Origin of the sequence: Catellatospora aurea (assembly GCF_042663325.1) — a bacterium.
In the GTDB taxonomy this organism is placed as follows: Bacteria; Actinomycetota; Actinomycetes; order Mycobacteriales; family Micromonosporaceae; genus Catellatospora; species Catellatospora aurea.
The window spans coordinates 38,932-57,349 of record NZ_JBHTAC010000022.1; the positions used below are offsets into that span (position 1 = coordinate 38,932).

Consider the following 18,418-nt stretch of genomic DNA (forward strand, 5'->3'; position numbering starts at 1 on the left):
CGGCCACCCGCGTCCCCCGTGCGCGTCAGGCCGGCCGGGCGCCCGCGAGGCTGCGGGCACCGGCGTAGACGGCGCGTTCGCCCAGCTCCTCCTCGATCCTGATGAGCTGGTTGTACTTGGCGGTGCGGTCGCTGCGCGACAGCGAACCGGTCTTGATCTGCCCGCAGCCGGTCGCCACGGCCAGGTCGGCGATGGTGGTGTCCTCGGTCTCCCCGGACCGGTGCGACATCACCACGCTGTAACCGGCCTGCCGGGCGGCCGCGACGGTGGCCAGCATCTCCGTCAGGGTGCCGACCTGGTTGACCTTCACCAGGACCGAGTTCGCGACGCCCCGGTTGATGCCGTCGCGCAGCAGCTCGACGTTGGTGCAGAAGACGTCGTCGCCGACCAGCTGGCAGCGCCCGCCGAGCCGTTCGGTGAGCAGCTTCCAGCCCTCGAAGTCGTCCTGGGCGACACCGTCCTCGATCGACACGATCGGGAACTGCTCGACCAGCTCGGCGAGGTGGTCGACGTGCTCGGCGACGGTGCGCACCCGCCCCTCGCCCCGGTAGTGGTAGGCGCCGTCGCGGTAGAACTCCGACGCGGCCGGGTCCAGCGCGATCGCGATGTCGACGCCGGGGGTGTAGCCGCTGTCGGTGATCGCGGTGCGGATGAACGCCAGGGCCTCGGGTGCGGTGTGCAGCGGCGGGGCGAAGCCGCCCTCGTCGCCGACGGCGGTGTGGTGACCCGCGGCCTGCAGCGCGGCGCGCAGGGTGTGGAACACCTCCGAGCCCATCCGGACCGCGTCGGCGAACGTCGCCGCGCCGATCGGGGCGATCATGAACTCCTGGAAGTCGAGCGGGTTGTCGGCGTGCGCGCCGCCGTTGACGATGTTCATCAGCGGCAGCGGCAGCACGACCGCGTCGGGCCCGCCGAGGTAGCGGTACAGCGGCTGCCCGGCCGACGCCGCCGCGGCCTTCACGACGGCCAGCGAGACGCCGAGTGTCGCGTTCGCGCCCAGCCGGGACTTGTTGCCGGTGCCGTCCAGCTCGATCAGCGTCCGATCCACGGCTGCCTGGTCGCGGCCGTCGAGCCCGGCGACCGCGTCGGCGATCTCCCCGAGCACCGCCGCGACGGCGCGGCGTACGCCCTTGCCGTGGTAGCGGCCGGCGTCGCCGTCGCGCAGCTCGACGGCCTCGGCGGTGCCGGTCGAGGCCCCGGACGGGACGGCCGCCCGGCCCAGCGAGCCGTCGTCGAGCAGCACGTCGACCTCGACGGTCGGGTTGCCGCGGCTGTCGAGGATCTCCCTGGCGTGCACGGTGTCGATGGCGGTCATGTGACTCCTCGGGTCGGGATGGTCGGCGAGCCAGCGCAGCACCTGCTCGGCGTGCAGGGCCGGTTCGGTCACCGGATGGAACACGTGCTCGACCACGCCGTCGTTCACGATGAGCGTCAGCCGCCGGTAGTAGCCGGCGCCGGCGGCCTCGAAGGTGGGCAGCCGCAGCGCCGCGGCCAGGCTCAGCCGCGGATCGGCCAGCAGCGGGTACGGCAGCCGGAGCCGGTGGGCCAACTCCCGCTGGTATCCGGTCGGCTGCGCCGACAGTCCGTAGACCTGGTCGCAGCCGGCGGCCAGCAGCTCGGCATGCACGTCCCGGAATCCGCAGGCCTGCACGGTGCAGCCGCGAGCGCCGGGCACGTCGTCCCAGCCGTCCGGCATCGCGACGCCCGGCCTGCTGGTCAGCGTGTACACGAACAGCACGACCCGGCGACCGCCGAACGCGGCCGGCCCGACCGCGGTGCCGTCGGTGGCCCGGAACGTCAGCTCGGGCAGCGGCGCGCCGACCAGGCCCGACGGGTCGTCACCGGCCGCGAGGGCCCGGCCGGTCAGCCGCGGCACCCCGTGCCCGGCGGCGTCGACCAGCGACAGCAGCGCGTCACGCTGGCCGGTCAACCGCTCGATCCGCTGCTCCAGCCCGGCTATCGCCCGCCGGTACGTGCCCAGGGCCGCCGGGTGGGCCCCGTCGCCGTCGCTCAGCGACTCGACGAACGGCCTGGTCTCCTCGACGCTGAAGCCGAGCGCGGTCAGCGTCCGGATCTGCTCGACCAGGCGCACGGAGATCGGGTCGTACTCCCGGTAGCCGTTGCCCAGCCGCCGGGGCACGACCAGCCCCGCCGCTTCGTAGTAGCGCAGCGCCCGGACCGTGGTCCCGGTGCGGTGCGCCAGTTCACCGACTCGCACGTCACGACGGTAAACCTGTACCTACGGGTACAGGTCAAGCCGGCGGCAGCAACGAACGGACATTGCTGCCATTTCAGAATCGATAGGACACGTAGACTGCGGAAAGCCCAGCTGAACGGGGGAGCCGCATGACCACGGGCCTGACGTCCCGACGCAGTGCCGAGGGGGTTGAGCGGACCGTCGCGGCCATTCGCCAGGAGGCCGAATCGCGCGGCGCGACCGTGTTCGCCGTCGTCGACCATGCCGAAGCCGCCCGACAGGCGGGCCTGGAGATGCCGGACACCCAGGTCGTGATCCTGGGGAGCCCGAAAGCCGGAACACCGCTCATGCTCGCGGTTCCGGACCTGGCCATCGACCTGCCGCTGCGGATCCTGGTGCGGTCCGACGGCGGCGCGGGGTCGGTGGTCTCCTGGCAGGAACCCGGGTTCGTCGCCGAGCGATTCCACCTGGCCGAGGACCAGCTGAAGGCCTTCGCCACCCCGTCGGTCCTGGTCGCGGCGGTAATCGACCAGCAAGTGTGACGCCTCGCCGGGCAGGTCAGCCGGTCACGACGGTGAGGTCGGCGGTGAAGTCGCGGTCCAGGGGGAACATCGGCCGGACCACATTGCGGTACGGCAGCCGGGCGAGATCCTGGTCCACGCCGCCCGGGGTCAGCGCGAGCAGCCAGTCGCCCGCCGCGTCGAACAGCTCGGGCTCCAGATAGCCGATCTTCACGACGACCACGTCCACGGCGTCGACCGCGACCCCCAGCCGGGCGTACGACTCCAGCAACCGGTACTGCATCCGCCGCGACGTGACGAAGACGCTGAGCCCGCCCACGCGCACGCTGACGCACCGCCCGCCGTCGGGATCGTCGGCGACCGCCTCCAGGACCCCGTCCAGCAGGAGCGGACCCGGCTCGCGGGCATCGATGCGCCCGCCGGCCGTCACCCGCACCGCCGAGCCGACCGGCAGGTCCGCGACCTGCGCGACAGCCCGCGGATCCACCAGCGACGCGAACACGGCCCGGCGTGCGCCGTCGCGGATCTCCGGCCGGGCCAGCATCCGCTCCAGCGCGAAGGTCACGTCGTCCGCGCCACCGGCCCCCGGGTTGTCGCCGGAGTCGCTGATGAAGAACGGCCGCCGGGCCGGGCCGGCGGCCAGCCCGACGTCGAGGCACTCGTCCATGGTGCCGGTCGGGGCGACGAACGCGAAGTCGTCGCGCGCGGCCCAGAAGTGCCCGCCGAGTTCGCGGGCCGCGTCGGCGGCCGCCGTGGCGTCGGTGCCGGTGACCACGACCGCGCCCTGGCAGCGGGCCTGGTCGGCCCAGGCGTACCCGATCCAGATCGCCGCGTCGATGACGCCGTCGCGGGACTCGATCTCCGGGATCCTCGCGTAGAGCCCGCGCGCCGGCTCCTCACGGGTGCTGGTCATCTCGCCGGGCAGCAGGATCGGCACGTGCACCAGTGCCTTGTGCGGCCGCTGCCCGCTGCGCAGCGCCTGCACCAGGTTGCGCGCGGCGCGCTCGCGGGTCTCCCACACGTCGACGTGCGGGGCGGTCCGGTAGCAGGTGAGCAGGTCGCAGCCGTCGAACAGCACCGGGGAGACGTTGCCGTGCAGGTCCATCGCCGCCGACACGTACGGCTGCGGGCCGAGCACCGAGCGGATGGTGGTGATCAGGTCGCCTTCGGCGTCGTCGCGGCCGACGACGCTCATCGCGCCGTGGAAGTCGAGCAGCATGCCGTCCAGCGGGCCCGCCGCGGTGAGCCGCTCGGCGATCTCGGCAGCCCAGGCCTCGTACGCCGCCGGCTCCACCGCGCCGCCGGGCAGGGCGCGGGCGTGCACGAGCGGGATCCACTCGACGTCGGCGGCCCACGGCTGTGCGAGCCAGTCGTATCGCGCCAGCAGCGCGTCGCCGCGGGTGACCTCGAAGTCGGCAGCGGTGCTCAGGTGCGGGGAGAACGTGCTGGACTCGATGTGGATGCCGCCGATGGCGATACGCAGGGGGTGGAACATGGTTTTTGATCATAGCTGCTGAAAGCAGTCGAAATGGCAAGGGCACCCTTCCGCCCGCTTCCGGCACCGGCGGTAGGTTCTTCCGCGTGACCACGGTGGAGATCTGCGTGAGCGACGTGCCGACCGCGCTGGTGGCGGAGGCCGCCGGAGCGGACCGGCTGGAACTGTGTGCCGATCTCGGCCAGGGCGGCACCACCCCGAGCCTGGGCGCTGTCGAGATCGCTCTGCGCACGCTGCGGCACGCGGGGCTGCGGGTCATGGTCCGGCCCCGGGGCGGCGACTTCCGGGTGAGCGAGGTCGAGGAGCAGGTCATGCTCGCCGACATCGCGGCACTGCGCGCCCTGCCCAACCCGCACGGGCTGGCGCTCGGCGTGGTCGTCGGGGCCCTCACCGACGGCGGCGGCCTCGACCTGCCCGTCCTGCGTCGCCTGATCGAAGCGGCCGGGCCGCTGCCGGTGACCGTGCACAAGGCCTTCGACGAGATCGACGACCAGCTCAGGGCGCTCGACGAGATCATCGAACTCGGCGCCGACGCGGTCCTCACCTCCGGTGCGGCACCCACCGCCGTCGAGGGCTCCGCGCGCATCGCCGCGCTGCGGGAACGGGCCGGCGACCGGCTGCGCGTCATCGCCGCGGGCGGCATCCGCTCGCACAACGTCCGGCAGGTGCTCGCCGCGACCGGGGCGCGGGAACTGCACCTGCGCGCACCTGTGGTTCGCGACGGCCGCGAGGCCACCGACGCCGACGAGGTGCGCCGGGTCGTGGACGCCGTCCGCGCGGCCTGACCGGCTCAGCGCGCGCCGGGGCGGACCAGGCCGGTCTCGTACGCGATGACGACGAGCTGCGCCCGGTCGCGGGCGTCGAGCTTGGCGAGCAGGCGGCTGACGTAGGTGCGGGCGGTGTCGGGGCTCAGGTGCAGCGCCGCACCGATCTCGGCGTTCGAGCGGCCGGTGCCGACCTGTGCGAGCACGTCGCGTTCGCGTTCGGTGAGCTTGGCCAGCCGGGCCTCGTCCTGGACCGGGGTGCGTGCGGCGGCGTCGAGCACCCGGCGGGTGACCGCGGGCGACAGTAGCGCGTCCCCGCCGGCGACGGTGCGCACCGCGTCCCGCAGCGCGTCGGGCGTGGTGTCCTTGAGCAGGAACCCGGCCGCCCCCGCGCGGATCGCCTCGAACAGGTACTCGTCGTCGTCGAACGTGGTCAGCATGACGACGTGGACCCGGGACAGGCGCGGATCGGCCAGGATGCGGCGGGTGGCCTCGATCCCGTCGAGGCCGGGCATCCGCACGTCCATGAGCACCACGTCGGGCTGCCGGTCGCGCACCACGTCCACCGCCGCGGCGCCGTCGCCCGCCTCGCCGACGACGGTGATGTCGGGTGCGCGTTCCAGCACGGCCCGCAGCCCGGTGCGGATGAGGTGCTGGTCGTCCACGAGCACTACCCGCAGTTCGCTCATCGCGGGCCTCCCGGCAGCGGCAGCTCGGCGTGGACCCGGAAACCGCCCGCCTCCGCCGGGCCGGCGTCGAGGGTGCCGCCGAGCAGCGTGACGCGTTCGGACATGCCGCGCAGGCCGTAGCCGTGCTCGTCGTGGCGGCCGTGCGGGTCGGGGCCGCGACCGTCGTCGAGGACGTCCACGGACAGCACGGTACGGCTCACGATGACGCGGACCTGTGCTTTCGTGGCTCGCGCGTGGCGCAGCACATTGGTCAGCGCCTCCTGGACCACCCGGTACGCGGTCGTGCCGACCACCGCGGGCAAGGCCCGCAGGTCCCCGTCGACGTGCAGCTCCACGGGCAGGCCGCCGCCGCGGACGCCGTCGACGAGGGCAGGCAGGTCGCCGACGCCCGGGTCGGGGTGCCGTGGACCGGTGTCCCGGCGCAGCGTGCCGAGGGTGGCGCGCAGTTCGGACATGGCGCTGCCGCCCGCGGCGCGGATCGCGGCCAGGGCCGTGAGGGCGTCGTCCTTCGCGTCGTCGGCCAGCGCCTCCTGCGCCACCGCCGACTGCAGGGTCACCACGGAGACGGCGTGGCCGAGGGTGTCGTGGACCTCGCGGGCGATACGCAGCCGTTCGGCCTCCACCTGCCGGGCCGCCTCGGCGTGGCGCTCGTCGGCGGCGGCCGCGGCCTGCCGGGCCAGTTCGGCGCGCAGCGCCCGCCTGCTGCGCACCGCGTCGCCGAGCGCGAGCACGGCCGCCATCAGCGCGCCCTGCGAGCCGAGGTCGACGCCGAGCACGATCGACGGGTCGTCGCCCTCGGCCAGCCGCGCCGCGATCGACGCGGCCAGCAGCGCGGCCGCCATGACGGACCCGGCCCGGACCCGTCCGGCGTCGGCGGCGACGTACAGCACCGCGCCGGTGTGCACGGCCAGGCCGACCGGTGCCAGGTCGAGCATGTAGTAGACGACGACCCCGGCCGCCGTGGCGGCGAGCACCGGCACCGGGTGGCGGCGGGCGAGCAGCGGCAGCGCCCCGAACCCGGCGGCGGCCAGGTAGCCCGCGGCCAGTTGCGCGGGCGTGCCGCCGTGGGTGGCCACGGCAGCCGCGACCAGTGCGAACGTGCCGATGGCCAGGAGCGTGTCGATACGGGTCGGTCGGTGGCCGGGCACCTTCCGAGCCTAGATCGCCGCAGGCCCCGGCGCTGTCTCCCGGAGGCGACACCTGCGGGCACGGGTGTACGCCGGAAAGCGATCGGGCCTGCGTCGCCCCCCGGAGCCGACGCGCTGGTCAGGTGGGCCGGGCGCGGGGCGGCGTACGGCCGGAAGCGACCCCGGATCGCGCTCGCAGGCGGCAGACGCGGCCCGGCGCGCGGCCTAGCGTCGTCGGCGACCTTGACCACCGCGCCGGGCCGGCGCGGTGAACCCCGGAGGAGAAACCCCTATGAACCTGACCCGGCTGACCTGGGTCGCGCTGATCGCGCTGGTCTGGACGTCGATGCTGTCGTTCGGCGGTGTCGCCGCCGAGACGGTGATGCTGTACCCGAACATCTTCGTCGACCCGCCCGCCTCGCTGGAGCGCGCCCGCGAGTTCGTCATCGCGGGCGGCCCGAGCGACTACTTCCCGCCGCTGGGGGCCGGGGTGGTCGTCTGCAGTGTCGCCGCACTCCTGCTGACCTGGAGGAATCCGCGGCTGCGCTGGTGGATCGCGGCCGCCGCGGCGACGTTCTTCCTCTGCGAGTTCGTGTTCTCCGCCGTGTTCTTCTGGCCCCGCAACGAGATCATGTTCGTCGACCCGCTCGGCACGCACAGCGCCGACGAGCTGCGCAAGGTCGCCGCGGAATTCGTCGCCGGCCACTGGGTACGCGTGGCGGGCGGGGCCGTGACCGCGGTGCTCGCGTTCACCGCGCTGCTGCGCTGGGCCCGCACCGCCCCGCCGACCGCCGCCGGCGGTGCGCGATGACCGGTGGGGTGCGCCAGCTCGGGTTCCCGTGGCCGGTGCTGGTCGGGTTGGCCGCCCTGGCCGCGCCGCGGGTCGTCCTGCACGACCTGGACCTGATCCAGGAAGGGACGCCGGTGAACGCGCTGCTCGTGTTCGGGCCGCTCGCCATCTGGATCGCGGCCGTGCTGTGGCGGCGCCCGCCGCGCCCGTTCCTGACCGTCGTGGTGATCGGCGCGTTCTACGGAGTGTTCCTCGCGGCCGGGCACCAGCTGCTGTGGGACGCCGCGTTCGGCGGGGCTGCTCCGTCGCTGGGCGGCAACCTCGCCGACGTCGCTCCGGCCGTGCAGGAAGTCCTGCTCAGGGCTGCCGCGGCCGTGTCGAGCCTCGCCACTGGTGTGGTCGTGGGCGTGCTGGTGGGAGCGGTGGCGGCGCTGCTGTGCCGTCTCCTGCCGGCTCGCGACCGGCACGCGGCTCCGTGAACGAAACCGTGCGCGGGGACGGCGGAGCGCGTTCGAAGCTCTGTCGTCCCCGCTGACGGCGACCGAAGGCGATGCTCCGTCAGGCGCGGTCTTCGCGCCAGCCGGCGGTGACCAGCGCGCCGCTCGCGAACAGGTTGTTGACCTTGGTGATCTCCTGCGCGTTGGGGAAGGCGCTGGTGCAGGAGGTGCCGGCGCTGCTGCCGGACATCAGCTCGGAGCAGACGCCGGTGCGCCGGTCGGGCAGGCCGAGGATGTGGCCCAGTTCATGGGCGGCGATGCGGGTGGGGTTGTGGCCCTCGGCGGTGGCCTGGCGGCCCATGTAGACGGTGCCGTTGCCCAGGGAGTTGACGTAGGCGCGCGGCCAGTTGTTGTCGGCGTAGACGCGGATGTTGAGCGGGCGGCCGGAGGTCCAGCGCTCCAGGCGTACGTTGGTGACCCGGGCGTTCCAGTTGGCCGCGCCCTGGTGCACGACGTTGACGAACTCGGCGGCCTGGCTCGCGTCGTAGTAGAGCACGCGTACGGCGGCGGGTGCGGGGGCCGCGGTGGCGGCGGAGCTGCCGAGAAGCTGGCTGGACACGGTGATCGCGAGGGCGGCGAGGGTGGCCGCGGCGATCCGCGCGAGGTGAGATCTCATGCGCACACCTTGGCGCATCGAGTGAAATACTTCAATCTGTGGATGTGATCCTGGCACCTTTTCGCGGGCGGCGAAACGGACCTGCCCCGGCTCGTCCGGCCGGGGCAGGGATTCCGCGCCGGATCAGGGGATGGTCAGGCCGTATGCCGCGAGGATCTCGCCGATGGGCTGGTAGTAGGTCGTGCCGCCGGTGGTGCAGTTGCCGGTGCCGCCGGACAGGATGCCCAGGATGATCCCGCCGGAGGTGTAGAGCGGGCCGCCGCTGTCCCCGGGCTCGGCGCAGATGTTCGTCCTGATCAGGCCCGTCACGGTGCCCTCGGCGTAGTTGACCGTGGCGTTCAGGGCGGTCACCGTGCCGCAGCGTACGCCGGTGGTCGCACCGCTGCGGCAGACCGCCTGGCCGACGTACGCGCTGCCGGTCCCGTACAGCTGCAGCAGGCCGGGATAGGTGTTGACGGCGCTGGGATGGCTCAGCGTGCTCGTGTACCGGACCAGGCCGTAGTCGTTGGTCGGGAAGCTGCTCGCCGTCCGCACGCCGATCGCGATGGTGCGGGCACTGTTGGTCCACCAGTTGGCGGAGCTGTTCGTGCAGTGCCCGGCCGTGATCAGGTAGTAGGTGGTGCCGCGGCGCGCGTTCGCGCCCAGCGAGCAGCGCGACGTGCTGCCGTAGATCGCGTCGCCGCCGGCCAGCAGGGTGCGCAGACGGCCGGGCTCGCGGCGCACGTCGACGTTCGCGCCGCGCAGGCCGTCGCGCAGCCGCGTGGCCTGCTGCTCGGTGACCGTGTCGTCGAGCGTCACGGTCGTCCGCCCGGTGACCGGGTCGACGGTCCAGGCGGTGCCGGGGGTCTGTGCCACGGCCGACTGGAGCGGGGTCCCTGCTCCGGGTGCGGCGACTGCGGGGGTGGCAGTGGCTGTCGCCGCCAGCAGCGCGACGGCCGCGACGGCGAGGCGGAAGGTGCTTCTCATGGCGTCTCCGGGGTCTGTGGACGGGGGGGGGGTACAGAATGACATCGATAGTCATCGAACTGCAACGAGCCGCCGACCTGATCGAGCCGCGAGCCGCGGTTTTCGCATATCGGGCACTCGCTGTGGACGCCGGAAATATAGTGTTTTGCATCAGTAGGCCGCCTATGGTGTCCCAGCGCGGTGTTCCGGCGCTTGCGGAGCCTGTGCGGCCAGGTCGTTAGGAAGCGAGCGACCATGGACGGGGCCGGACCAGGCAACACGACACCGTGGTACGGCCGCACCGCCGCCGACGTCGCCCAGGCGTTCGAGGTGCAGCCCGAACGCGGGCTGACCGCCGCGCAGGCCGCCGAGCGGCTCGCGAAACACGGCCCGAACCGGCTCGCCGCCGGTAAGAAGGAGTCGGCGCTGGCGGCGTTCGTGCGCCAGTACCGCGACTTCATGCAGATCGTGCTGCTGACCGCCGCCGTGGTGAACCAGCTCGTCACCCGCGAGTGGGGCACCACCCTGGTGCTGGTCGGCCTGACCGTGTTCAACGCCGTCGTCGGCCTGCGCCAGGAGGCCAAGGCCGAGGAGAGCGTGCGGGCGCTGGCGCAGATGCTCAAGACCGTGGCCCGGGTGCGCCGGGACGGTCAGGCCGTCGAGATCGACGCGGAGCAGCTGGTCCCCGGTGACATCGTGCTGATGGAGGCCGGCAACCGGGTGCCCGCCGACGGCCGGATCGCGGTCGCGGCGACGCTGGAGATCGAGGAGGCCGCGCTGACCGGCGAGAGCCTGCCGGTCGCCAAGACCGCCGACCCGGTCCCCGGGACCGACGTGCCGCTGGGCGACCGGGTCAGCGTCGCGTACATGAACACCTCGGTGACCCGCGGCCGCGGCGAGATGATCGTGACCGATACCGGGATGGGCACCGAGATCGGCCACATCGCGCACCTGCTGGCCGGCACGGAAGCCGACAAGACGCCGCTGCAGAAGCAGCTGGACAGCCTCTCGAAGATCATCGCGACGATCGCGGGCATCGCCCTGGTGCTGGTCGTCCTGCTGGGCCTGGCCCGGGGCGAGTCGTTCAACACCCTGTTCATCACCGGTGTGGCGCTGGCCGTGGCGGCGATCCCGACCGGCCTGCCCGCCGTGGTCACGGCGCTGCTGTCCATCGGCACCCGGGAGATCGCCCAGCGCAACGCCATCGTCAAGCGCCTGCCCGCGGTGGAGACCCTCGGCTCGACCTCGGTGATCTGCTCCGACAAGACGGGCACGCTGACTTTGAACAAGATGACGGCCCGCGAGCTGGCGATCCCCGGCCGCAACCGGTTCACGGTCACCGGCGAGGGCTACCGCACCGACGGCGAGATCAAGCACGTCGGCGGCGAGCGCTTCGACCTGGACCCGTACCTGCTGCCGATGGTGCTGTGCGCCGACGCGGTGCTCGACGGCGACAGCCTGATCGGCGACCCGACCGAGGGCGCGCTGATCGTGCTGGGCGCCAAGGGCGGGCTGGACATCGCGCAGACCCGCGCGGCGTACCCGCGAATCGCGGAGGTGCCGTTCGACTCCGACTACAAGTTCATGGCCACGTTCCACCGGATGACCGGGGACGGCGGCAGGCCGGTGGTCCGCTGCTACGTCAAGGGCGCCCCGGACGTGCTGATCAGCCGGGCGACCTCGTATCGTGAGCCCGACGGCACGATCGTCGCGGTCACCGACGACAACCGGCAGCTGGCCTCCGACGCCAACGACCGCATCGCCGCCGCCGGAGAACGGGTCATGGTGGTCGCCCAGCGCGACTTCGACCCGGCCGGGTTCGACCCGTCGGCGAACCTGATCGAGCAGGTCCGGGACCTGACGCTGCTGGCGATGGTCGGCATCGTCGACCCGCCCCGGGCGGAGGCGAAGGCAGCGATCGCGGAGTGTCGCGCCGCGGGCATCCGGGTCCGGATGATCACTGGCGACCACGCGACGACCGCCGCCGCGATCGCCAAGGAACTGGGTATCGAAGGCCGCGCGGTCACCGGCACCGAGTTCGCCAATCTGAGCGACGACGAACTGCTCGCCCAGCTGCCCGACATCGGGGTGATCGCCCGGGTCGCGCCGGAGGACAAGCTGCGGCTGGTGCGGCTGCTCAAAACCAGCGGCAACATCGTGGCGATGACCGGCGACGGGGTCAACGACGCCCCGGCCCTCAAGGCCGCCGACATCGGCGTGGCGATGGGCATCACCGGCACGGAGGTCTCCAAGGAGGCCGCCGTCATGATCCTCACCGACGACAACTTCGCCACCATCGTCAAGGCCGTCGAGTACGGCCGTGGCCTCTACGACAACCTGCTCAAGTACCTGCGGTTCCAGATGTCGACCCTGGTCGCGTACATCGCGATCTTCCTCTGTGCGGGCATCCTGAACATCGCCGCCGGGCAGCCGCTGAACCCGCTGCAGATCCTGTGGCTGAACATGGTCATCGACGTCCCGATCGCGATCGCGCTGGGGTTCGACCAGCCGAGGTCGGGCCTGATGCGGCACGCGCCGCGGCCGGTCGGCGCCCCGGTGCTGTCCAGGGCCAACTGGGTGCGGCTGTGCGTGCAGGGCGCGGTGATGACCGTCGGGTCGCTGGCGGCATACCAGGTCGGCGATGCCCATGGCGGATCGGTGCTCGGGGCGACCATGCTGCTGACCACGTTGTCGCTGTTCCATCTGGTCGGCGGGCTGCTGTCGCGTGACCAGGTCGGCACGATCTTCGACCGGGACGCGATCCCCGGGATCGCCCAACTGCGCCGGTACGGCTTCGCCCTGCTGGCGATCCTCGCGGTCACCCTGCTCGACCCGCTGGAGCGCATCTTCGGCACCACCGGGCTCAGCCTCAACCAGTGGCTGGTCTGCATCGGGCTCGCGCTGACCCTGCTCATCGTGGAGGAGCTGATCAAGGTGGTGCTTCGCCGGCGCGCCCGCCAAAGCCCGCAGCAGCGCGCCGAGCCGGTACCCGCCTCCGCATAGCCCCTGCGAACAGCCGAAACACCGCCCGGGTCGCAGCGTCCGGGTGGTCGCGTCGTTGAGCACGGCATGACCATCACGCAGGCGATCGCCGCGCAGCGGCTGCCCGACCTCGACCAGTACCGGCTGCACCGCACCGCCGAGGAGGCCGAGCTGGACGGCGTCGCCGTGCCGGACCTGGCCGCCCGCTTCTACCGGTGCAGCCTGCCGGACGGGCGGCTGGCCAGCGTCGGCCACTACACGCTGGCGGGCCGGGACCTGCTGATGGCCTGGGGCTACGTCGACGAGAAGCACTGCCGCTCGCACACCGTGTCGGCCGACGACGAGGGCTGGGGTCCGGTCGTGGACGGCTGCCCCGACGTCGACTTCGTACGCGACGCCGACCGGGTCGTCGGGCTGCGGGTGCGGGCCGCCGACGGGTCGTGGACGGACCACACGACTGCGGCCCGCAGGCCGTGAAGGCCGGCGGGCCGCGGGGCGCTGCCCGGGGGAAGGAGAGCAGCGCGGGCGAGTAGCCGGCGGGCTACTCGGTGACCGTGGCCGCTGCGACCGCGGGGGCCGCGGCGTGGCGGCGGACCAGCCACAGTGATGTGCCGGTCAGTGCCAGCGCGGCCACCAGCAGGGCCGCGTGCAGAGCCGGGTTGAGGATCGGGACGAACGCGATGATCGCGACCGGCAGCTGTACGAGCGCGATCAGGGCGAGCATCCGGCCGCGGTGCTGGGTGCCCCACGTGAACGCGGTCGCGATGGGTGACAGCACGACGGCCAGGGTGAGTACGTCCAGGATGGTGTGCGCCCACGGGTTGACGACTCTGTTGTGGGCGAACGCGTAGGCGGGCGAGGCGAGGAGTACCAGCCCCGTGGTCAGGGCGGCGGTGGTGAGCAGGCGACGCATGACGACCTCCAGCGCTACGGGCAGGTCTGATTACCTTCCGTCACTCCACCGTAGGCCCGATGTGTCTGTCAAAGGTAGGGCAGTCACATGAGTGAATAATGCCTGGTAGGTGGTTATCTGCTATGTGGCTGACGGCCGTGTGTGCGGTGGTCAGGTGGCACGTACGCTGCGGCGACCGTCGGCGCCCGCGTCCAGGCGCGCGCCGACGGTCGACATGGCCACCGGGTGGGCGATCAGCCCACCCGGAACGGGCGCATCATGTCGTTGTCCTCGTGTTCGAGCAGGTGGCAGTGCCAGACGTAACGGCCGGCGAGGTCGAATGTCGCCTTCACACGGGTGATCTCGCCCGGGAAGGTGAGCACGGTGTCCTTCAGGCCGCGGTCGCCCGCCCGCGGCGGCTGGTTGCCGTCCTTGCCCCGGCCGAGGACCTCGAACTGCACCACGTGCAGGTGCACGGGGTGGGCGTGGGCGCTCCAGTTGTGCAGCTCCCAGACCTCCGTGGCGTGCAGGGCGGGCTGCTCGGTGATCGGGTCGTGCCAGTGCTTCGGGACCGCCTGCCCGTGCTCGTCGATGGTGCAGAGCATCATCTTGACCGAGTGGTCGTGCCCCAGCTGCTCGTCCAGGGCCAGCCGGCGGGTCCTGGACGCCCGGCCGAGCGGCCTGATCCGGGGCAGGTCCAGCTGCTCGGGCGGCACGCTGCGGTCCTTGCCGGTCAGCCGCCCGACCGTGAACTTCATGATCTGGCCGGTGGTGGCCGTGTTCGACGGATCGAAGTCGTCACCGCAGAGCTTGTCCGGACCCTCGTTGATCAGATACAGCTCGGTGCCCTCGCGAAGCCCCGTGAAGTCGACGATGACGTCGGCGCGTTCGGCCGGGCCGAGCAGCAGTTGCCGCTGCGACACCGGCTCGGGCAGGAAACCGCCGTCGTTGCCGATCTGCCAGAGGGGCAGTGCCGGTGAGACGGGCCGGTGCGCCAGTGGATCGGTGACGATCTTCATGATCAGTACCCGGCTGTTGCAGCCGTTGAGCAGGCGCAGCCGGTAGCGGCGCGGTTCGACCTCCAGCACCGGCCAGGTGCTGCCGTTGACCGTCATGGTGTCGGCGAGGAACGCCGGGTTCCAGATCGGCGGGAACGGGCCGTCCGGGATGTACGGTCCAGCGCCGTCGGTGAAGGCGCGGCTGTCCGGGTAGAACAGGGAGCCGTCCTTGTCGAAGGAGCGGTCCTGCACCATGAGCGGGATCTCGTAGTAGCGGGTGCCGGGCCGGTCGCCCGGCCTGGGCGCGGGCCCCGGAAGCACGCCCGGCGGCAGGTCGGCGGAGCCGCCGCGCAGCAGGTAGAAGCCGGACAGGCCGGCGTACACGTTGACGCGGGTCATGCCGAGGGCGTGGTCGTGATACCAGAGCGTCGCCGCGCGCTGGTCGTTGCCGTAGTGGAACGTCGCCGAGCCCGGCTGCCAGGTGTCACCGTGGCGCTGGGCGAACTCCGCGCCGAACTCGTCGTAGTAGGTGCCGACGGTGGCGTGGCCGCGGGGGATGTTCCGCGCCATGGGCAGGTACCAGGCTTCCGGGTAGCCGCAGCTGTCCTGCAGCGAGCGTCCGCCGTGCAGGTGCGTGACGATCGGCACCGGCCCCCGGTAGGGGCCCGGCGTCGAGGCGAACGTGGGCCGGGTGTCGCGGCCGGAGCGGCCGCCCGGCGGGTTGGCCCAGTGCAGCGTCGGGTCCACCGCCAGCAGGTGCGGACGGAAGTCACCGGCGGCGTCGACGAGCTCGTTGACCCAGGTCACCCGCACCGGGCGGTCCACACTCGCCTCGATGGTGCCCGACGGGCTGCGGAAGGCGCGTGGCTTCGACACGTCCCCGTAGCCCCACACGGTCGTGCGGGGCAGGCCCTGGGGCAGGATCTGCTGGCGGAACTGGCGTACGCCGATCCGGTAGTGGGCCGGGCCGCCCGCCTCGTCGCGCGCGGGCGACATCGCCTGCGGCACCGTGAGCGGCGTGACGTACTTGCGGATCCTCTTCGGATTCAGCGTGCCCGCGCGGCCCTCTCTCGCCGCCCAGGCCCAGCCGCCCTGCTGGGACAGCACCGTGGCGGCGCCGATGGCCGCCGTCGCCTGAAGAACCCGCCTGCGGTCGACCATGTCCACACCTTCCGCCGCGGCCGCGGCGCTCCCGGAACGGTGGCGGAGCTGCTCACGCGCGCCGCCCGTCACCCCAGCGGGTGACGTCTGCCAGGAGGAACGAACAAGTCGACCTTGGGAAACGAGCCGAGAACCGTGCTCCCGGCGCGGTCGTCGCACCGGGAGCACGGCCGTGGCGTCAGCGGCGGCCCAGCACCATCTTGGCCAGGTTGGCGAACATGCGCTCCATCTCCGACCCGAACGGGTTGTCGTGCACCATGTACGTCCACGTGGCGCTCGGCCGTTCCAGCCCCGCGTCGGCGGGCGTCCAGTCCGGGCTGTCGATCCGCGCGGCCATGAACGTGTCCGCCGTGTCGGTGTCGACGCCGGTCAGCAGCTTGTTGAACGCGGGCACCGCCAGCCGGTGGAACTCGTCCAGCGGGTCCTGCCGCCCCAGCGCGCGCAGGTGCACGCCGTCGCGGGCGTCGGCCAGCATGCCCAGGTGGTCGGCCCAGCCCCGATCCAGGTGGTACAGCGCGATCTGCCGCGCGACCTCCTCGGCCGCCTCCTTGCCGATCGCCTTCTCGACCTCGGCGAAGCGGTCCGCGACCGTGACCAGCTCCAGCCCCGCGTGGGCCAGGTCGTCGGCGTCGTAGCCGGCGGGCAGGTCGGCCTCGGCGACCGCGTCGAGGTCGGCCGGGAACCGGGTCGTGTCGCCGCGCAGCAGCTCCGCGGCCGCGTCGGTGGTCAGCAGCGCCTTGCGGCGCAGCGCGAGCACCTGCCGCTGCCGCTCGACGAGCACGCCGTACCGCCAGGTGTTGCGGTGGATCTCGAAGTCGACGCCCTCGGCGACGCGCTGCGCGTGCCCGACCGCCCAGTGCACGTGCGGGCCGCTGACCCGCCCGTCGCCGGCGGTCGTGCCGCCGATGCCGTCGCCGTGCCGCACGATCAGCTCGTCCTCGCGGCTGACGAAGAACACCGAGCCGCCCGGGTCGCCCTGCCGGCCAGCCCGACCGCGCAGCTGGTCGTCGACGCGGCGGCTGTCGTGCCGGCCCGCGCCGACCACGTACAGGCCGCCCAGCTCGGCGATCGACGCCCGGTCCTGCTCGTCGCTGCCGCCGAGCCGGATGTCGGTGCCGCGGCCGGCCATCTGGGTGGACACGGTGACCGCGCCCCGCCCGCCGGCCTCGGCGATGACCGCCGCCTCGTGCGCGTCGTTCTTGGCGTTCAGCACCGTGCAGGTGATGCCGTGCTCGCGCAGGGCCGCGGCCAGCCGCTCCGACTCGGCCACGTCGAGGGTGCCGACCAGCACCGGCCGCCCCGTCTCGTGCGCCGCGGCCACCTCGGCCATCAGCGCCTCTTCCTTCTCCTCGATCGTCGCGTACACCCGGTCGGGCTCGTCGACCCGGACGTTGGGCGTGTTCGGCGGGATGACCGCGACCTCCAGGCGGTAGAACTCGCGCAGCTCGTCGCCGATCGTGGACGCGGTGCCGGTCATGCCCGCGACCGTGGGGTACAGCGCGATGAACGCCTGCACGGTGATCGAGGCCAGGATCTCGCCCTCGTCGGTGGCCGCCAGGCCCTCCTTGGCCTCGACCGCGGCCTGCAGCCCGTCGGGCCAGCGGCGGCGGCGCGCGACCCGGCCCCGGAACTCGTCGACCAGCGCGATCCGGCCGTCCTTGACGATGTAGTCCACGTCAACGGCCAGCAGCGCCCGCGCGTGCAGGGCCAGGTTCACGGCGGTGAGCTTGGACAGGTTGTCCGGCGCGTAGAGGTGGATGCCGCCCCAGGCGCGCTCGACCAGCGCCGCGCCGTGGTCGGTGAGCTGCACGTTGCGGCCGTCGTCGACGACCTCGTAGTCGCGGCCCGGCCGCATCGTCGCCACCAGCGTCGCCGCCGCGCTCGCGTCGGAGGTCGCGTCGGCGAGGCTGCCCGCCAGGACCAGCGGCACCCGCGCCTCGTCGATGAGGATCGAGTCCGCCTCGTCGATGATCACGGTGTAGAGGCCGGGCATGACGGCGTCCTCGGCGCGCAGCACCATCTGGTCGCGCAGGAAGTCGAAGCCCGCCTCGCTCACCGACACGTACGTGACGTCGCAGCGGTACGCGGCCGCGCGCTCGTCGTGCCCCGACGCCTCCCCGACGGCGTCGACGCTCAGGCCGAGCATCCGGTATGCCGGGCCCATCCAGCGCGCGTCGCGGTCGGCGAGGTAGTCGTTGACGGTCAGCACCTGCACCCGCGAGCCGCGCACGACGTAACCGAAGGCGGCGATGAACGCGGCGAGGGTCTTGCCCTCACCGGTGGCCATCTCCACGACGTTGCCCTGCAGCATCGCCATCGCCCCGAGCAGCTGCACGTCGAACGCGCGCTCGCCGAGGGCGCGGCGGCCGGCCTCGCGGCCCAGCGCGCAGATCTCGGCCAGGTCCTGCTCGTCGATCGGCAGCGGCTCGGCCAGCGTGACGAAGGGCTGCCCGTCCTCGGCCTCGCTGACGAGGTCGCGCAGCGCGAGCGCCCGCTCGGTGAGCTCCGCGTCGGTCAACGCGGTGAGCTCGTCCTCCAGGTCCAGGATGCGCGGCAGGATCGCCTCATAACGGTCCAGACTGACCGTCGTTCCGGGGCGCTCCATGAACGCGCGCAGCTTCTGCTTCAACCGATCACCCAAACCCATGCCCGCAAAGGTACGTCCTCTTCCGCGACACGCCCGCCCCGGACGTGTCATCCGCCGCGTTTAGGCTCGGCGCGTTGCGCGGAGGGCGGGGAGCGAT

Annotated in this window: 15 protein-coding genes and 1 pseudogene; 6 read left to right on the forward strand and 10 right to left on the reverse strand. The window is 72.7% G+C overall.

The window, feature by feature from the left end; genetic code table 11:
* Window positions 1–25 precede the first annotated feature (25 nt).
* Together eno and ACFQO7_RS21430 are read right to left on the reverse strand one after the other, a co-directional pair.
* On the reverse strand, window positions 26–1,315 hold the full coding sequence (eno, locus tag ACFQO7_RS21425; RefSeq protein WP_376808075.1) for a phosphopyruvate hydratase: 1,290 nt from the start codon (window positions 1,313–1,315) through the stop codon (window positions 26–28).
* A gap of 75 nt (window positions 1,316–1,390) precedes the next feature.
* Window positions 1,391–2,218: pseudogene (locus ACFQO7_RS21430) on the reverse strand (MerR family transcriptional regulator); the annotation flags it as partial.
* 128 nt (window positions 2,219–2,346) lie between these two features.
* Between ACFQO7_RS21430 and ACFQO7_RS21435 the strand changes: the two are divergent.
* Window positions 2,347–2,739, forward strand: coding sequence for a DUF302 domain-containing protein (locus ACFQO7_RS21435; protein WP_376808007.1), 393 nt, complete (start codon window positions 2,347–2,349; stop codon window positions 2,737–2,739).
* Window positions 2,740–2,755: 16 nt separating this feature from the next.
* Here ACFQO7_RS21435 and ACFQO7_RS21440 read toward each other — a convergent pair whose 3' ends face one another.
* Window positions 2,756–4,213 carry a M81 family metallopeptidase gene (locus ACFQO7_RS21440; protein WP_376808008.1) on the reverse strand — a complete coding sequence of 486 codons (1,458 nt, stop codon included), beginning with the start codon at window positions 4,211–4,213 and terminating at the stop codon, window positions 2,756–2,758.
* An 86-nt stretch (window positions 4,214–4,299) separates the two neighbouring features.
* Between ACFQO7_RS21440 and ACFQO7_RS21445 the strand changes: the two genes are divergently transcribed.
* A complete protein-coding gene (locus tag ACFQO7_RS21445) occupies window positions 4,300–4,998 on the forward strand; it encodes a copper homeostasis protein CutC (RefSeq protein WP_376808009.1) in 699 nt (232 codons plus the stop codon).
* A 5-nt stretch (window positions 4,999–5,003) separates the two neighbouring features.
* On the opposite strand, the gene ACFQO7_RS21450 is transcribed toward ACFQO7_RS21445, so the two are convergent.
* Entirely contained in the window at window positions 5,004–5,666 is a 663-nt protein-coding gene (locus ACFQO7_RS21450) for a response regulator transcription factor (RefSeq protein ID WP_376808010.1), read from the reverse strand.
* A complete protein-coding gene (locus ACFQO7_RS21455; RefSeq protein ID WP_376808011.1) occupies window positions 5,663–6,814 on the reverse strand; it encodes a sensor histidine kinase in 1,152 nt (383 codons plus the stop codon). The genes ACFQO7_RS21450 and ACFQO7_RS21455 overlap by 4 nt, the downstream gene beginning before the upstream one ends.
* Window positions 6,815–7,085: 271 nt before the next feature.
* Here ACFQO7_RS21455 and ACFQO7_RS21460 point away from each other — a divergent pair, with 271 nt between their 5' ends.
* Window positions 7,086–7,604, forward strand: a complete 519-nt coding sequence (locus tag ACFQO7_RS21460) for an anthrone oxygenase family protein (protein WP_376808012.1) — start codon at window positions 7,086–7,088, stop codon at window positions 7,602–7,604.
* The gene (locus ACFQO7_RS21465) at window positions 7,601–8,062 is read left to right on the forward strand and encodes a hypothetical protein (RefSeq protein WP_376808013.1); all 462 of its coding nucleotides are present in this window, start codon (window positions 7,601–7,603) and stop codon (window positions 8,060–8,062) included. The genes ACFQO7_RS21460 and ACFQO7_RS21465 overlap by 4 nt, the downstream gene beginning before the upstream one ends.
* Window positions 8,063–8,141: 79 nt before the next feature.
* Here the strand turns inward: ACFQO7_RS21465 and ACFQO7_RS21470 are convergent, their stop codons facing one another.
* The gene (locus ACFQO7_RS21470; RefSeq protein WP_376808014.1) at window positions 8,142–8,696 is read right to left on the reverse strand and encodes a snapalysin family zinc-dependent metalloprotease; all 555 of its coding nucleotides are present in this window, start codon (window positions 8,694–8,696) and stop codon (window positions 8,142–8,144) included.
* 123 nt (window positions 8,697–8,819) lie between these two features.
* A complete protein-coding gene (locus ACFQO7_RS21475; RefSeq protein WP_376808015.1) occupies window positions 8,820–9,662 on the reverse strand; it encodes a S1 family peptidase in 843 nt (280 codons plus the stop codon).
* A 234-nt stretch (window positions 9,663–9,896) separates the two neighbouring features.
* On the opposite strand from ACFQO7_RS21475, the gene ACFQO7_RS21480 reads away from it, so the two are divergent.
* Window positions 9,897–12,644: a cation-translocating P-type ATPase gene (locus tag ACFQO7_RS21480; protein WP_376808016.1), complete on the forward strand. Its 2,748-nt coding sequence runs from the start codon at window positions 9,897–9,899 to the stop codon at window positions 12,642–12,644.
* Between the two features lie 66 nt (window positions 12,645–12,710).
* On the forward strand, window positions 12,711–13,100 hold the full coding sequence (locus ACFQO7_RS21485; RefSeq protein ID WP_376808017.1) for a hypothetical protein: 390 nt from the start codon (window positions 12,711–12,713) through the stop codon (window positions 13,098–13,100).
* Between the two features lie 64 nt (window positions 13,101–13,164).
* On the opposite strand, the gene ACFQO7_RS21490 is transcribed toward ACFQO7_RS21485, so the two are convergent.
* The 3 genes from ACFQO7_RS21490 to secA2 all read right to left on the reverse strand — a co-directional run bounded on the left by ACFQO7_RS21490 (window position 13,165) and on the right by secA2 (window position 18,321).
* Window positions 13,165–13,536 carry a hypothetical protein gene (locus ACFQO7_RS21490; RefSeq protein ID WP_376808018.1) on the reverse strand — a complete coding sequence of 124 codons (372 nt, stop codon included), beginning with the start codon at window positions 13,534–13,536 and terminating at the stop codon, window positions 13,165–13,167.
* A gap of 233 nt (window positions 13,537–13,769) precedes the next feature.
* A complete protein-coding gene (locus ACFQO7_RS21495; RefSeq protein WP_376808019.1) occupies window positions 13,770–15,674 on the reverse strand; it encodes a multicopper oxidase family protein in 1,905 nt (634 codons plus the stop codon).
* Window positions 15,675–15,852: 178 nt separating this feature from the next.
* Window positions 15,853–18,321, reverse strand: coding sequence for an accessory Sec system translocase SecA2 (gene secA2 / locus ACFQO7_RS21500; RefSeq protein ID WP_376808020.1), 2,469 nt, complete (start codon window positions 18,319–18,321; stop codon window positions 15,853–15,855).
* Window positions 18,322–18,418: the final 97 nt, after the last annotated feature.